Genomic DNA, 15,583 nt, shown 5'->3' on the forward strand with positions numbered 1-15,583 from the left:
CTAAACCCAGCCACAGCCGAAACCGCCACCCGCCAACACGACCGCACCACCCCGACGGGCCCTGCGCACCCACCCCCAACCACAGGCCCAATCACAACCCACCACTTCTGAACACGCCCTCCTTACCAGGCGATGCCGAGCAGGGCGTCCACGGCGGTGCGGACCAGTTGTGGCGCCGCGTGATCGTGGCCGCCCGCGGTGAGCGCCTCGGTGGTCCAGGCGTCCACGGCGAGAAGCGCCTTCGGGGTGTCGAGGTCGTCGGCCAGGTGGGTGCGCAGGCGGGCGACCGTGTCCGCGGCGTCGGGTCCCGCGGGGAGCGAGACGGCGGAGCGCCAGCGGGCGAGGCGGTCCTCGCCGGCGTCGAGGAGGTCCTCGGTCCAGGTGCGGTCGGTGCGGTAGTGGGCGGAGAGCAGGGCGAGCCGGACGGCCATCGGGTCGACGCCGTCGCCGCGCAGGCGGGAGACGAACACCAGGTTGCCGCGGGACTTGGACATCTTCTCGCCGTCCAGGCCGATCATGCCGGCGTGCACGTAGTGCCGGGCGAACGGGTGCTGGCCGGTGAGCGCCTCGGCGTGGGCGGCGCTGAACTCGTGGTGCGGGAAGATCAGGTCGGAGCCACCGCCCTGCACGTCGAAGCCCATGCCCAGCCGGTTCAGCGCGATCACGCTGCACTCCACGTGCCAGCCCGGGCGACCGGAGCCCAGCTCGCCGTCCCAGCTCGGCTCCCCCGGCCGGGCGACCCGCCAGAGCAGCGCGTCCAGCGGGTGGCGCTTGCCCGGGCGGTCCGGGTCGCCGCCGCGCTCGGCGAACAGCGCGCGCATGGTCGGCTCGTCGTAGTGGGACACCGAGCCGAACGTGCCGATCGCCTCGTGCGCGTAGTACACGTCCGGGTAGTCATCATTCACCCGATAGGCGATGCCGTCGGCGAGCAGCTTGGCAACCACCTCGGTGATCTCCGGGACGGCCTCGACCGCGCCGATGTAGTCCCGCGGCGGCAGCACCCGCAGTGCCTCCATGTCCTCCCGGAACAGCGCCGTCTCCCGCATGGCCAGCACCAGCCAGTCGGTCTGGTCGCGGTCGGCGCGCTCGAGCAGCGGGTCGTCCACATCCGTGACGTTCTGCACGTAGTGGACCGCGTGCCCGTTGTCCAGCCACTGCCGGTGCACCAGGTCGAAGGCGAGGTAGGTGGCGGCGTGGCCGAGGTGGGTGGCGTCGTACGGGGTGATGCCGCAGACGTACATGGTCGCGGTCGCGCCCGGGGCGGTGGGGCGGATCTCCCGGGTGGCGGTGTCGTACAACCGCAGTGGCCGCGGGGTCCCGGCCAGGCGCGGGACCGGGTGGGATTGCCAGCTCTGCATGTCTCAACGGTAAACGCCGAGGTGACGACCCCGGCAGCCCGTCCCACACCGCGATCCCATGACTAACCACTCGATTTGGGGATGATCCTCGCTGTCGCGCGTGCGGCTGCCCGTTCGACTTTCTCCAGTAGACATGTGTCGTTCCCGGAAGGAGCGCAGGGCGATGGACGTACGGGCCGAACGGGTGATTCCGGTGTCACTCGAGCGGGTGGCCGAGTATGCGATGGACTGGCGGCACGATCACGAGTGGACGCAGGGCATCAAGCAGGCCGAGCTGACCACGCCGGCCCCCGGCGGTGGGTTCGGGGCCGGCGCCGAGGTCACCCGCACCGCGTACTTCCTCGGCAAGCGGATCGACTACGTGCTGCGGGTGCAGAGCTACGAGCCGCCGTCGCTGCTGGACATGAAGTCGGTGGCCGGCCCGTTCCCGATGCACGTGACCTACCGGTTCAACGCGCACCCGGACGGCACGCTGGCCAGCATCCAGATCCAGGGCGGGGCCGGCGGTTACTACCGGATCGCCGGACCGCTGCTCGGGCTGATGGTGCGGGCCAACATCCGCAAGGATCTTCGGGATCTCGCCCGGCAGCTGTCCTGATCGCACGGTGCCGTTCGACTGGTTGGTGGAAGGCGCCGAGCGGGTGCCGCGAGCACGAGGAGAGTTCGATGAAGTACCTGTTGTCGATCTACAGCAACCCAGCGAACTGGGCGGTCCTGCCGGAGTCCGAACGGGACGGTCTGATGGCCGAGTACGCCGTGTTCAGCAAGGAGATCATGGACTCCGGGGAGTTGGTGGACGGCGCGCCGCTGGCCGACTTCAGCACGGCGCAGACGGTGCGGGTGCGGTCTGGCAGCCCCGAGGTGGTGGACGGGCCGTTCGCCGAGTCGAAGGAGCACCTCGCCGGCTACTACATCGTGGAGTGCGGTAGCCAGGCCCGGGCGGTGGAGATCGCGCTGCGGATCCCGGACGCCCGGTTCAACGCGGTCGAGGTGCGCGCGCTGCTGGACATGGGCGGCCAGGAGATGTGATTGGACCTGGTCCGGTCGAGGGCCTGCTGCGCGAGCTCGCGCCGCAGGCCCTTGGCGCGATGTTGCGACGCGGGCACGGGGACTTCGGGGCGGCGGAGGACGCGGTGCAGGAGGCTCTGCTGGCGGCCTCCCAGCAATGGCCCGGAGAAGGCGTGCCGGCGAACCCGCGTGGCTGGTTGATCACGGTGGCGGCCCGGCGGCTCGTCGACTGGCAGCGGCGGGAGACCGCGCGGCGGCCCAAGGAGGCGGCCGCGGCGGACTGGGTGCCGACCGAGGAGCTGTGCACCCCGGGGCCGGACTCGGCCGCGGCGGCCCGGGACGACAGCCTCGCGCTGCTGTTCCTGTGCTGCCATCCCGAGTTGCCGCGCCCGGCGCAGGTGCCGCTGACCCTGCGGGCGGTCGGCGGGCTGACCACCGCGGAGATCGCCCGCGCTTACCTGGTGCCGGAGACCACGATGGCCCGACGGATCGGGCGGGCGAAGAAGCGAATCGCGGACACCGGGCTGTCATTCGCGCTGCCCGGGCCGTCCGAGTTCCCGGTCCGGCTGGTGGCCGTGCTCGAGGTGCTCTACCTGATCTTCAACGAGGGGTACACGGCGAGCAGCGGGCCGCTGCTGCACCGGGCCGATCTGACCGTCGAAGCGATTCGATTGTGCCGGCAGCTGAACGCTCAGGTGCCTGCGGAGGGTGAGGTCGCCGGGTTGCTCGCGCTGATGCTGCTCACCGACGCGCGGCGGGCCGCCCGGGTGGACACCAACGGGGCGCTGGTTCCACTGGCCGAGCAGGACCGGACCCGGTGGGACACCGGGCTGATCGCCGAGGGCACGGCGCTGATCGACGCGTCGCTGCGGGATCATCCGGTCGGGCCGTACCAGCTTCAGGCGGCGATCGCGGCCGTGCACGGCGAGGCGCACGAGGCCGAGGACACCGATTGGACGCAGATCGTGAGCCTGTACGGGATTCTGGCCCGGATCGCGCCGAGCCCGGTGGTGACGCTGAACCGGGCCGTCGCGGTGGGCATGGCCGACGGCGCGCCGGCTGGGCTCGCCGTGCTCGACGAGCTGGACGACGACCCGCGGCTGGCGCACCACCACCGGCTGGCCGCGGTGCGCGCGCACCTGCTGGAGATGGCCGGCGATCCGGTCGCCGCGCGCCGGCACTACGAGCTGGCCGCACGCGCGACCGCCAGCGCACCGGAGCGGAGCTACCTGCTGAACCGGGCATCCCGGCTGGCTTAGCGCGTGTCTCAAAGGGATGAGGCTGGGTTTCCGGGTGCGGCTGTTGGCGGTGTGGTTGCCAGACGCGGGCTCGCCTACCCCTGGGGTTCGGGGAGCGTGTGGCTGGTGGTGCTGCTGTGGCGAGCGGGTGGCAGGACCTGACGTCACGAAGGGACCCTTCCTGTCCTTGAGCGTCCTAAATGGAGTCCTTCAAGACACGGAGCCACACCCATCGCCGTTTCGGGACCGAAGTGCTGAAAATCGGGCACTTCCGACCCCAGGTGGTGATCATGTTGGTTGCGCCATGTGGCAGGAATGGTGGGAAGCTCGTCATTGCGGCCATGAGCGGCGGGCGACAGGATCGGGAGCGTGGCGAGCCGATCCGTGCTGATCTGCCTGTTCGACGGTGTGCAGAGCCTGGACGTCACCGGGCCGCTCGAGGTGTTCGCCGGGGCGGAGCACTACGAGATCAGCACGGCGAGCGTGGGCGGGGTGCCGGTGCGCACGTCCAGCGGGCTGGCGCTGGTGCCGGATCGCGACCTTCGAAGCGCTTCGACGCCGCACACGTTGGTGGTGCCGGGTGGGCCGAGCACCCGGAAGCCGGACCCCGAGTTGGTCGAGCTCGTTCGTCGAAGCGCTTCGACGGCTCGGCGCGTGGTGTCGGTGTGCACCGGGGCGTTCGTGCTCGCCGAGGCGGGAGCGCTGGACGGCCGGCGGGTCACCACGCACTGGGCCGCGTGCGCGTCGCTGGCATCGCGCTTTCCGAACGTCACGGTGGATCCGGAGCCGATCTTCGTGCGGGACGGTCGGTTCATCACCTCCGCGGGCGTCACCGCCGGCATTGACGCGGCACTCGCGGTGGTCGAGGAGGACCTCGGCCGGGACCGGGCCCTGACCATCGCCCGGTACCTGGTGATGTTCCTGCGCCGGCCGGGCAACCAGACGCAGTTCAGCGAGCAACTCGCCGCCCAGCTCGCGCATCGGGAGCCGATCCGCGACGTGCAGCGGTGGGTGGCGGACAACCCCGGGGTGGATCTGTCCGTCGAAGCGCTTGCCCAGCGGGCAAACCTTTCGCCACGCCAATTTGCCCGGGCGTTCACCGCGGAGGTCGGGGTGACGCCGGGGAAGTACGTCGGCAGCGTGCGGCTGGAGACCGCACGCCGGCTGCTGGAGGACACCGGGGACGGCGTGGCCGAGATCGCCCAGCGGTGCGGGTACGGCACCCCCGAGGCGATGCGCCGCGCGTTCCTGCGCACGGTCGGTGTCGGTCCGGCCGAGTACCGCCGCCGTTTCTGATTTCCCTCAACCGCAAGGAGATCCATGATGCAGATCGCGATCGTGCTGTTCGAGCGGTTCACCGCGCTGGATGCGGTCGGGCCGTACCAGGTGCTGAGCCTGCTGCCCGAGGCGGAGACCGCGATCGTGGCCGAGCGGGCCGGGCCGGTGCGCGACGACCGGGGCAGCCTGGCGATGGTCGCCGCCGCGGCGCTGACCGACGTGCCGGCGCCCGACATCGTCGTGGTGCCGGGCGGTCCGGGCGCGCGCGAGCAGCTGTCCGACGGCCCGCTGCCTGAATGGCTGCGCGCCGCCGACGCCACCAGCACGTGGACCACGTCGGTGTGCACCGGCTCGCTGATCCTCGCCGCCGCCGGGCTGCTGGCTGGACGCCGGGCCACCACGCACTGGAGCGCCACCGACCGGTTGGCCGAGCTCGGCGCGGAACCGGTTGGCGAACGGGTGGTGTTCGACGGCAAGTACGTGACTGCCGCCGGGGTCTCCGCCGGCATCGACATGGGCCTCACCCTGGCCGGCACCATCGCCGGAGACCGGGTGGCGCAGGCGATCCAGCTCGCCATCGAGTACGACCCGCAGCCGCCGTACCACGCGGGCTCCCCCACCACCGCGCCGGCCGAGGTCACCGCGGGACTGCTCCGCATCCTGTCGGACGCGCGGTAGCCGCCGCCGGAGTAGCGTCGTGCTGTCGACTCGTGCGGGAGACGCACCAACTTTCCCGAGCTGGAGGGGACAGCATGACCGAGGTGAAGCGGGGCCGGATCAAGATCGAGACCAGCGCGAAGCGGGTGCGGGCGTACCTCGCCGGCCGGGCCGTGGTGGACACGACCCGGCCGGTGCTGGTGTGGGAGAAGCCGTACTACCCCACCTATTACCTGCCGGCCGAGGACGTGCTGGCCAAGTTGGAGGCGAACGGCGAGGTCAAACACTCGCCCAGCCGCGGCGACGGCACCGGGTACGACGTGGTGATCGACGGGCACACGGCCGCGGGCGCTGCGCTCCGCTACCGTGACTCGCCCATCCCGGAGCTGCGCGACCTCGTCCGTCTCGAGTGGACGGCCATGGACGAGTGGCTGGAGGAGGACGAGCCGGTCTACGTCCACCCGCGCGACCCGTACACCCGGATCGACATCCTGGCCAGCTCACGGCATGTGGTAGTCGAGGTGGACGGGGTGCGGGTGGCCGACTCGACCTCGGCGCGGATCCTGTTCGAGACCGGGCTGCCGCCGCGGTACTACCTTCCGTTCTCCGACATCCGGATGGACCTGATGCGGCCGTCGGACACCCAGACCTCCTGCCCCTACAAGGGAACCGCGTCGTACTGGAACGTGGCCATCGGCGACGTCGAGCACCAGGACCTGGTCTGGTTCTACCGGACACCACTGCCGGAGAGCCAGAAGATCACCGGGCTGGCCTCGTTCTACAACGAGAAGGTGGACATCTACCTGGACGGCGAGCTGCAGGAGCGGCCCAAGTCCAAGTTCTAGCTGTGTTTTCTAACTCGGGCAAGGCCGCCGAGCGCCTTCGGCGCCGGCCTCGGGTCCGGTTGCCGGGGTGGTTGCGGGCCGGGGTGGGTGGTCGGATGTCGCAGGTGGTCCAGGGACGATGCCTGCGGACAGGGCTCGTTCCTCACCCTGCCCTTGGCATCGTGCGGCGGCCGCCCTCGCCAAAGAGTTGCCGACCTCAGCGCACCTTCGAAACACGCGTCAGGCGAGCTCGTCGAGGGCGCGCCGGATCCGCTTCTCCGACACCGGATACGGCGTGCCCAGGGTCTGGGCGAAGTAGCTGATTCGCAGCTCCTCGATCATCCAGCGGATCCGGCGGAGTTCCACGCTGTGTGGGAGCCGGGCACGGAGTTGCTGGTAGTCCCGGGTTATCTCGTGGACGGAGCGCATCCACGCGGCGTCGCGGTCCGGGCGCTCGGGCAGCTTCTCCAGGCGGCGGGCGATGCCATTGACGTAGCGGACCAGGTCGGCGAGCCGCTGGTAGCCGGTGGCCGTGATGAAACCCCGGTACACCAGGGCGTTCAGTTGAGCCCGCATATCGGCGTGGGCCGCGGCGAACACCGGGCCGGTCATGGTCGCGAGCCGGGATTCGGTGTCCTGCCGGGCGGCCAGCACCCGGCGCACGGTGGTGATCACCTCGTACGACGTGTCGGCGAGGCCCGCGCGCACGGTGTCCCGAACCGTGGTGAACCCGGCGCGGCCCCAGGCTGGGCCGCCGGCGTCGGTGATCAGCTTGTCGGCGGCGCAGTTGACGCAGTCGTCGAGCAGGTCGCCCACGCCGTTGTGCGGGTTGTTGGACAGGGTCAGCTTGGCGTCGTTGGGGAGCCGGCGGATCAGCTGCTTGACCGGGGACGGGACGGTCAGCAGCGCCAACTTCCTGGTGCCGCGCCACATCTGGGTGCGCTGCTCGGGTTCGGTGTCCAGCAACCGGATCGCGACGCTGTCCCCCTCGTCCACCAGCGCCGGGTAGGCGGTCACCGTGAGCCCGGACACCGACCGCTCGACCGTGCGCGGCAGCTCGTCGAAATCCCAGTCCCGCAGCCCGGTTCGCTCGATGCCATGCACCACTGTGGACAGTGTGGCGCGCAGTTCGGCTTTGAGCTGCCGTTTGAGTGCCGCCAGGTCCTTGCCCTCGGCGAGGGCCCGGCCGGCCTCGTCCACCACCCGGAACGTGGCCTTGAGGTGCTCGGGCACGGCCTCGAGTTGCCAGGCCTCGCGCGGCACCGGTATCGCGGTCAGCCGCTGCAGCTCGTGCGCGACCGAGTCGAGCGTGGCTGTCGCGTCCCCGAGGTTGTCGAGCACCTTGCGGGCGAAGTCCGGCACCGGAACGAAGTTGCGGCGCAACGGTTTGGGCAGCGAGCGGATCAGCGCGGTGACGAGCTCGGTGCGCAGGCCCGGCACCTGCCAGGGCAGGCCGTCGCCGCCGACCTGGTTCAGCACCGCGAGCGGCACGTTGACGGTCACCCCGTCGTCGCGCTCCCCCGGTTCGAACCGGTACGACAGGGGTAGCCGCAAACCGTTCTGCTGCAACGCGTCCGGGTAGTCCTGCGGGCGGAACTCGCGGGCATCGTCGCTGATCAGCAGTTCCCGCTCGAACGTGAGCAGGTCCGGCTGGGTCGTCCGGACTTGCTTCCACCAGGTGTCGAAGTGCTGGGCGGACACCACTTCCGGGGCGATCCGGCGGTCGTAGAAGTCGAACAGGGTGTCCTCGTCGACCAGGATGTCGCGGCGCCGGGCGCGGTGCTCGAGCTCCTCCACCTCGCCGATCAGCTCGCGGTTGCGGTGGAAGAACGGGTGCCGGGTGTGCCAGTCGCCCTCGACCAGGGCGTGCCGGATGAACAGCTCGCGGGACAGCACCGGGTCGATCCGCCCGTAGTTGACCGTGCGGTCGACCACGATCGGCAGGCCGTAGAGCGTGACCCGTTCCTTGGCCAGCACGGCGCCGCGGTCCTTGGACCAGTGCGGCTCGGAGTAGTTGCGCTTCACCAGGTGCCCGGCGAGGGGCTCGATCCACTCCGGCTCGACCCGCGCCGCGACCCGGCCCCACAACCGGGACGTCTCGACCAGCTCGGCGGCCATCACCCAGCGTGGGGTGTTCCGGAACAGCGCGGAACCCGGGAAGATCGCGAACCGGGAGTTGCGCGCGCCGATGAACTCCCGGGTCTCCGGATCCTTCATGCCGACATGCGACAGCAGGCCGGCCAGGAGCGAGGTGTGCACCCGCTGCGGCTCGGCGGGCTCCTTGTTCAGCGTGACGTCGAGGCCCTTGGCCACCTGGCGGAGCTGGCTGTAGAGGTCCTGCCACTCACGCACCCGCAGATAGTTCAGGAACTCCGCCTGGCACAGCTTGCGGAACCGGTTCGAGGAGAGATCCTTCTGTTGCTCCGACAGGTAGTTCCACAGGCTGAGCAGGCTGAGGAAGTCGGAGGTCTTGTCGGCGAACCGGGCGTGCTTCTGGTCGGCGGCCTGCTGGTGCTCGACCGGGCGCTCCCGTGGGTCCTGAATGGACAGTGCGGAGGCGATCACCGTGACCTCGTGCACGGCGCCGTTCTGCCCGGCCTCCAGCACCATCCGGCCGAGCCGCGGGTCGATCGGGAGCTGGGCCAGCCGGCGCCCGATCGGGGTGAGCTTCTCGCCCGAGTCGAGCGCGCCAAGCTCGTGGAGAAGGTTGACGCCGTCGGTGACCTGCCGGCGGTCGGGCGGGTCGATGAACGGAAACGCCGCGACGTCACCGAGATCCGCGGCCACCATCTGCAGGATCACCGAGGCCAGGTTGGTGCGCAGGATCTCCGGGTCGGTGAACTCCGGCCGGCTCAGGTAGTCGTCCTCTGTGTACAGCCGGACGCAGATCCCGTCCGAGGTGCGCCCGCAGCGCCCGGCCCGCTGGTTCGCGCTCGCCTGCGAGACCGGTTCGATCGGCAACCGCTGGACCTTCAACCTGTTGCTGTAGCGGGAGATCCGGGCGGTTCCGGGGTCGATCACGTACTTGATCCCGGGCACGGTCAGCGAGGTCTCGGCCACGTTGGTGGCCAGCACGATCCTGCGCCCGCGATGCGGCTGGAAAACGCGGTGCTGCTCGGCCGTGGAGAGCCTGGCGTACAACGGAAGGATCTCCGTGTTGGTCAGGTTCCGGCCGCGCAGCGCGTCCGCGGTGTCCCGGATCTCCCGCTCACCGGACAGGAACACCAGGACGTCCCCCGGCGGCTCGGCGGCGAGCTCGTCCACCGCGTCCAGGATGGCCTGCGTCTGGTCGCGGTCGGAGTCGGCGTCCGGCTCGTCCGGGTCCACCAACGGCCGGTACCGCACCTCCACCGGGTAGGTCCGCCCCGACACCTCCACGATCGGCGCATCCCCGAAATGCCGCGAGAACCGATCCGGATCGATCGTGGCCGACGTGATGATCACTTTGAGCTCCGGCCGCCTGGGCAGCAACCGCTTCAGGTACCCCAGAATGAAGTCGATGTTCAGGCTGCGCTCGTGCGCCTCGTCGATGATCAGCGTGTCGTACTGGTGCAGCTGCCGGTCCGACTGGATCTCGGCCAGCAGGATCCCGTCGGTCATCACCTTGACCAGCGTCTCGTCACTCGCCCGGTCGGTGAACCGCACCTTCCACCCGACCGCACCCCCCAGCGGCACGTCCAGCTCCTCCGCGACCCGCTCCGCCACCGTCCGCGCCGCGATCCGCCGCGGCTGCGTGTGCCCGATCGTCCCCAGCACCCCCCGCCCCAGCTCCAGGCACATCTTCGGCAGCTGCGTCGTCTTCCCCGACCCCGTCTCCCCCGCGACGATCACCACCTGGTGGTGTCGAATCGCCTCGATGATCTCGTCGCGGCGCCCCGTGATCGGCAACTCCGCCGGGTACGAGATCGCCGGCACGCCCGCCCGCCGCTTCCCCACCCGCTCAACAGCCGCGTCAACCTCCGCCGCGATCTGGGCGGTCGCGGCCTCCCGCCGCCCCCCGTCCTTGATCTTGCCAACGCCATCCAGCCGACGCTGCACGCGACGCCGGTCACGCAACATCAGCTCAGGAAGCCGCCCGCGCAACCCGGCGAGCGAAGATCTGCCGTCCATACCCCACCCAGGCTAACGCCTCCCGTCCACCCGAAATCGCCGAGCCACGACGCTCCGCGGCAGCGACCCATCGGATCAGGCGCCGTCCGTCTGACCGTTCGGGTCCTTCGGCTTGGCGCCGTCCTGCCCGACGGAGCCGACGCTGTTCAGAACGGTCTGCGCCTGTCGGTCGAGGAGTTGGGTGAGGGCCTGCTGCGAGGCGCCGAACAGCACCGCGTACGCCACGATCTGCGCGGGTTCGAGGTCCCCCACTCCGGTGGCGAAACCGGCTTTGAGCAGCACGATGCCGCCTACCGCGGTCAGGGCTCCGGTGGGTAGTTTCACCAGCAGCGACGCCAGCGGCACCGCGTAGGGGGTGGAGGTGCCACGCATCCGGCGTATGGCGAGCGCGCCGACGATCATCGTGCCGAATACGCCGAGCAGCTCGACGATGAACACGTCAGGGCGGGTCGGCACCGAGCGCCCGGTGGGGCAGTTCTGGCCGAAACACAGGTTCAGGGTTTCGGGTGTGAGGAAACCGACGGTGCCGAACAGGAGCGCGAACACCATCAGCACGGCCGCGGTTACCAGCAGGATGTTGCGGAAACTGCGCACCCGCCGGTGTTGTTCGGCGTTCGCGCGGTAGGCCGATCGCATCGTGTTCACGACGGTATTCCGGTCGGCGGCGTCCAGGACCGGCTTGTTGATGACCTCGGCAAGGTGTACCAGCTCGGGGTCGTCCGGCTTGAGCACGCGCTTCGCCAGGGCATGCACGCTTGGCAGCTCGCCCCGCAGATCCTGCGGGTCTGCCAGATCGACGAGGATGGTGTAGGCCTCGTGCAGGTTAACCCAGGCGCGCTCGACGTCGGTGCCGTTCCATCGTTGTGACCGGCTGGGGCGAGCCTTCAGCACGTCGTCAACGTTCTTCAGGCGATTCTTCGCACACTTCACCCAGTCCGGGGCACGCCCGTCGGCCCCGGCGCGCGCCTCCTCGATATCGAGGCGTGCGCCGAGGGTGCACCGGCGGCTCTCGGCGTCGATACGCCATGCCGAATCGACGTATTTCTGTCCACTATCTGGCGACTGAGAGGCCATTTGTTGTCCTCGAAGTGGCATCCGACTTACTCATCCAAATAGTGGATCGCCGCGTCGATACTCGACGTTTCGGTGCGTCAGTCTCCGTGGTTGGCCTCGGTGTACACCACCACGCCCGAGTCGGTGATGGACAGCAGTTCCTCGTCACGGTCGCCCGAGGTGTAGTAGACGCGTGCGCTCACGCCGATCTCCGGCAACTCCGAACTGACGATCGCACGGCCCTCGTCGAAGGTCAGTTCGGGACTCGGCAGCGCGTTGACGACGACGAGCTCGGTGGGCAGGTCGCGGGAGCCGAAATCCACGGTGAACTCGGGCGGGATGGCGAACGAGGCCACACCGACAGGTGAGCTGCCACTCGTGAATCCCTTGAAGAAGGACACGGACACCCGGTTGACACCGCGAGCCTGGTTGGTGATCGACACGATGGTCGCCGAGCGAATCTTTCCTCCGGTCTCGGAATGCATGTACGTCACCAGGTAGCGCGGGTTGCCGCGGAGCGCCCCGGCGGGGAGTTCGCCCAGCTCACCGAGCTCGATATGCCTTTGCAGGCGTGCCAGCGACCGATCATCTCGTGGCCAGTTCGGCGCCTTTTCATTGAATTCCGTCGCCATGATCCTATTCCCTCCCTCACACCCGACCAAATCGGGCTCCTAAAGTGAGGTGGGATCGAGAGCATGGATGATACCCATCAAACGTGCAGACAAAAGGGCGAGCTAGGCTGCCTCAACGGGTATCACGGCGAGTGCGGTTACCGGAGGGTGCCGGCGGCGACGATCACTATGGAGCGGACCTGGTTGATGATGTCGGTGCGGTTTTGGATGAAGGTGGGATCGGTGATCTCCGTGGTGTTGTCGGGGGCGAAGGTCAGGACCGGGGTGTGGACGTGGCCGCCGGGGACGTTGGCGTGTACCGCGTCGCGGAGGAGGGTGGTGCGATAGGAGATTTCGTTGGAGAGGTAGTCGCCGCCGCCGCCTTGGCGGGCGGTGGAGCCGGGGGTGGGGCCGTTGGGTTGGGTGACCGGGGTGGTTTGGCCGGCGGGGATCTCGACGACGGAGGTGTGGTCGAACACGGGGAAGCGGCCGGTGTTGGCGGCGACGATGTCCGCGAAGGGGAGGGTGGTGGGGACGAATTCGGGGGCCGGGAGCACCGTGGGGATGCCGGCGGGGATGGGGATCGGGCCGGTGCGGGAGAGGTTGAGGTTGTCGGGGAAGCCGCCGCGCCAGCGGCCGTTGTAGCGCTCGATGTCGAAGCGTTCGGGGCGGCCCTGGCTCACCGTGGTGAACATGTCGACCTTGCGGCGGCCCGGAAGCAGGTGGGGTAGGAACGTCTGTTCCACGATGCCGGTGGCGAAGGGGTCCCAGTTGACCGGGAAGGTCGCGGTTTCGATGCGGGCGGGACCGGCGGGCGTTTCGATGAGGGTGCCGTCCAACGCCAGCGCGGTGGCGCCGGAGGGGTTGCTGCGGCGGATGTCGACGTCGAGGACGAAGGGGTCGAAGCCGCTCAACAGGATGCGGTGGAGGCCGCGGCCGGCGGGGAACCGGATGGAGTCCTGACCGCGGGAGGTGCGTTCGAGCGTGGCCAGCAGGGCGTCGCGGTCGGCTGGGGAGAGTGGGAAGGCCGGGGTCCACTGGCGGAGGGAGCGGCTGAGGCTGAGGCGGGTCCAGTAGAGCGGGCGGTCGTCGGTGCGGTCCAGGCCGGTGGCGGGGATGCGGCCCTGGGCGCGGTCCACGGCGGTGTTCCACAGCAGCGAGCCGGTCGCGGCCACGGCGGCGGTGGCCGCGCGGGGTGCGGGTGCAGCGCAGAGGGCGATCCGGAAGGCCTGGTCGAAGCGGTTGAACCCGGTGATGTCCAGGATCTGCTGGGGTACCGGGCGGTCGAGGCGCAGTTCCTCCACGGTGAGCGGTGCGGTGGCGTCGAAGCAGTTCGACACCGGCGCGGCAACTGCGGTGGGCACGGCGAAGACGCACGCCAGCGTGGTCAGGGTCGTGGTGAGCAGGGCGCGGATCGGGGGTCGCATCGGAAAGCTCCTTCGCACTCGACGCCTCAGCCATCCTTGCAGTCCCGCCTCTCCGGGTTCCACTGCTGTTGTTGCGTTCCAGCTGACGGTGCGATTGGCAGATTGATTGTGGCTGGGTGACGTCACGGTCCCCTGAGGTGCGGTTGGCCGGGGGAACCCTCACCGGACCTTCACAACATGCACCCACGGCCTGCACCCGCCGCTGCCTAGAGTCGGCGGCATGCGGGAACGGGAGCGGCGGGTCCTGGTCGTCGAGGACGAGCCGACGATCGCCGAGTCGGTGGCCGCGCGGTTGCGGGCGGAGGGGTTCGCGGTCGACATCGCCCGGGACGGGCCGGGGGCGGTGGCGGCGGCTGGGGCGACCCGGCCGGACGTGGTCGTGCTGGACGTGATGTTGCCCGGGTTCGACGGCCTGGAGGTGTGCCGGCGGATCCAGGCGGAGCGGCCGGTGCCGGTGCTCATGCTGACCGCGCGGGACGACGAGACCGACGTGCTGGTGGGGCTCGGGGTCGGGGCGGACGACTACCTGACGAAGCCGTTCTCCATCCGGGAGCTGGCGGCGCGGGTGCACGCGCTGCTGCGCCGGGTGGAGCGGGCGCGAGCGGACAGTGCGGCGCCGATCGTGCTGGGTGAGTTGGAGGTCAACCCGGCGGAGCGGCGGGTCCGGCTGGCCGGAGCGGAGGTCCATCTCACCCCGACGGAGTTCGACCTGCTGGTGCACCTGGCGAATCGCCCCCGGGCCGTGCAGCCGCGCGAGCGGTTGCTGGCCGAGATCTGGGGGTGGGGCGAAGCGGCGGGCACCCGCACGGTCGACAGCCACGTGAAAGCCTTGCGCCGCAAGCTGGGCGCGGACCTCATCCGCACGGTGCACGGCGTCGGCTACGCGCTGGAGGTCAACGACACCGGGGTGACGTCATGAGCGGCATCGCGGTGCGGCTGTGGAACGCGTTGCCCCGGCCGCTGGACCCGGTCCGGTCGATCAAGCTCAAGCTCGGCATCCTGCTGGTGGCCTCCGGTGGCGTGGCGTTCGGGTTCTTCCGCTGGCAGATCGGCTGGCTGCCGCCGCGGACCTCGTTCATCGCCCTGTGGTTGGCGCTGCTCACCTCGCAGGTGCTGGCGCACGGCATGACCCGGCCGCTGCGCGAGATGACCGCGGCGGCGCAGGCGATGGCGCGCGGCGACTACACCCGGCGGGTGCGGGCCACGTCGCGGGACGAGGTCGGCCAGCTTGCCGTGGCGTTCAACCAGATGAGCGCGGACCTGGCCGCGGCGGACCGGCAGCGCCGCGAGCTGATCGCCAACGTGTCGCACGAGCTGCGCACGCCGATCTCCGCGTTGCGCGCGGTGCTGGAGAACCTGGTCGACGGGGTGACCTCGCCGGATCCCGCCACCCTCCGGACCGCCCTGGCGCAGAGCGAGCGACTGTCCAGTTTGGTCACCGATCTGCTTGACCTGTCCCGGATCGACGCGGGCGCGCTGACGCTGCGGCGCGAAACCTTTGCCGTGTCCGGATTGCTGGACGAGGTGATGGCCGAGGCCGAGGTGAACGCCGCGGCCGCCGGGCGGCCGGTACGGATGTCGGCCAAGGTGCAACCGCCGGACGCGGTGGCGTTCGCCGACCGGGCGCGGCTGCATCAGGTGCTGGTTTCCTTGCTGGACAACGCCGTCACGCACGGGCCGCCGGACGGCCGGGTGCAGGTGCTGGCTCGGGACGCCGACGACCACCTCGTGATCGAGGTGCGGGACGAGGGGCCGGGGATTTCGCGCGAAGAACGGCACCTGGTGTTCCAGCGGTTCGCTCGCGGCGAACGGGCCAGCGGCGGCGGCACCGGGCTGGGGCTGGCCATCGCCCGCTGGGTGGTCGACCTGCACGGCGGCACGATCGCGGCGGTCGATCCGGACACCGTCCACAGTGGACGAGATGGCTCGGGTTGCCGTATCCGCCTCACGCTCCCCGCGGCCTGAGCTGGTCACACCGGAAAGCAATGTCACATTGCTGCGCTAGAGGGAAGCAATGTC

Annotated in this window: 13 protein-coding genes; 8 read left to right on the forward strand and 5 right to left on the reverse strand. The window is 70.0% G+C overall.

The window, feature by feature from the left end; all coding sequences use genetic code 11:
- Positions 1–122: 122 nt before the first annotated feature.
- Complete coding sequence (gene mshC / locus VGR06_RS25260) at positions 123–1,358, reverse strand: cysteine--1-D-myo-inosityl 2-amino-2-deoxy-alpha-D-glucopyranoside ligase (RefSeq protein WP_327561604.1); 1,236 nt, start codon at positions 1,356–1,358, stop codon at positions 123–125.
- A gap of 163 nt (positions 1,359–1,521) precedes the next feature.
- On the opposite strand from mshC, the gene VGR06_RS25265 reads away from it, so the two are divergent.
- The 6 genes from VGR06_RS25265 (at position 1,522) to VGR06_RS25290 (ending at position 6,384) form a co-directional block, all read left to right on the forward strand.
- Positions 1,522–1,956 (forward strand): SRPBCC family protein, encoded by a 435-nt coding sequence (locus VGR06_RS25265; RefSeq protein WP_327561605.1) that lies wholly within the window; start codon positions 1,522–1,524, stop codon positions 1,954–1,956.
- A 68-nt stretch (positions 1,957–2,024) separates the two neighbouring features.
- The gene (locus VGR06_RS25270) at positions 2,025–2,387 is read left to right on the forward strand and encodes a YciI family protein (RefSeq protein WP_327561606.1); all 363 of its coding nucleotides are present in this window, start codon (positions 2,025–2,027) and stop codon (positions 2,385–2,387) included.
- Positions 2,387–3,625, forward strand: a complete 1,239-nt coding sequence (locus VGR06_RS25275; RefSeq protein ID WP_327561650.1) for an RNA polymerase sigma factor — start codon at positions 2,387–2,389, stop codon at positions 3,623–3,625. Before VGR06_RS25270 ends, VGR06_RS25275 begins: the two co-directional genes overlap by 1 nt.
- A gap of 348 nt (positions 3,626–3,973) precedes the next feature.
- A complete protein-coding gene (locus tag VGR06_RS25280) occupies positions 3,974–4,900 on the forward strand; it encodes a GlxA family transcriptional regulator (RefSeq protein WP_327561607.1) in 927 nt (308 codons plus the stop codon).
- A gap of 24 nt (positions 4,901–4,924) precedes the next feature.
- Positions 4,925–5,560: a DJ-1/PfpI family protein gene (locus tag VGR06_RS25285; RefSeq protein ID WP_327561608.1), complete on the forward strand. Its 636-nt coding sequence runs from the start codon at positions 4,925–4,927 to the stop codon at positions 5,558–5,560.
- A gap of 74 nt (positions 5,561–5,634) precedes the next feature.
- A complete protein-coding gene (locus VGR06_RS25290; protein ID WP_327561609.1) occupies positions 5,635–6,384 on the forward strand; it encodes a DUF427 domain-containing protein in 750 nt (249 codons plus the stop codon).
- Positions 6,385–6,603: 219 nt separating this feature from the next.
- On the opposite strand, the gene hrpA is transcribed toward VGR06_RS25290, so the two are convergent.
- The 4 genes from hrpA to VGR06_RS25310 form a co-directional block, all read right to left on the reverse strand.
- On the reverse strand, positions 6,604–10,473 hold the full coding sequence (gene hrpA / locus VGR06_RS25295; RefSeq protein WP_327561610.1) for an ATP-dependent RNA helicase HrpA: 3,870 nt from the start codon (positions 10,471–10,473) through the stop codon (positions 6,604–6,606).
- 75 nt (positions 10,474–10,548) lie between these two features.
- Positions 10,549–11,547: a hypothetical protein gene (locus VGR06_RS25300; RefSeq protein ID WP_327561611.1), complete on the reverse strand. Its 999-nt coding sequence runs from the start codon at positions 11,545–11,547 to the stop codon at positions 10,549–10,551.
- A 77-nt stretch (positions 11,548–11,624) separates the two neighbouring features.
- Positions 11,625–12,158, reverse strand: a complete 534-nt coding sequence (locus VGR06_RS25305; RefSeq protein WP_327561612.1) for a hypothetical protein — start codon at positions 12,156–12,158, stop codon at positions 11,625–11,627.
- Between the two features lie 137 nt (positions 12,159–12,295).
- Complete coding sequence (locus tag VGR06_RS25310; protein WP_327561613.1) at positions 12,296–13,564, reverse strand: pyroglutamyl peptidase; 1,269 nt, start codon at positions 13,562–13,564, stop codon at positions 12,296–12,298.
- Positions 13,565–13,784: 220 nt separating this feature from the next.
- Here VGR06_RS25310 and VGR06_RS25315 point away from each other — a divergent pair, with 220 nt between their 5' ends.
- Both VGR06_RS25315 and VGR06_RS25320 read left to right on the forward strand, forming a co-directional pair.
- Positions 13,785–14,483 (forward strand): response regulator transcription factor, encoded by a 699-nt coding sequence (locus VGR06_RS25315; RefSeq protein WP_327561614.1) that lies wholly within the window; start codon positions 13,785–13,787, stop codon positions 14,481–14,483.
- Entirely contained in the window at positions 14,480–15,529 is a 1,050-nt protein-coding gene (locus VGR06_RS25320) for a HAMP domain-containing sensor histidine kinase (protein WP_327561615.1), read from the forward strand. Before VGR06_RS25315 ends, VGR06_RS25320 begins: the two co-directional genes overlap by 4 nt.
- Positions 15,530–15,583: the final 54 nt, after the last annotated feature.

This window comes from Actinophytocola sp., assembly GCF_036002505.1.
Classification (GTDB): domain Bacteria; phylum Actinomycetota; class Actinomycetes; order Mycobacteriales; family Pseudonocardiaceae; genus DASYTH01.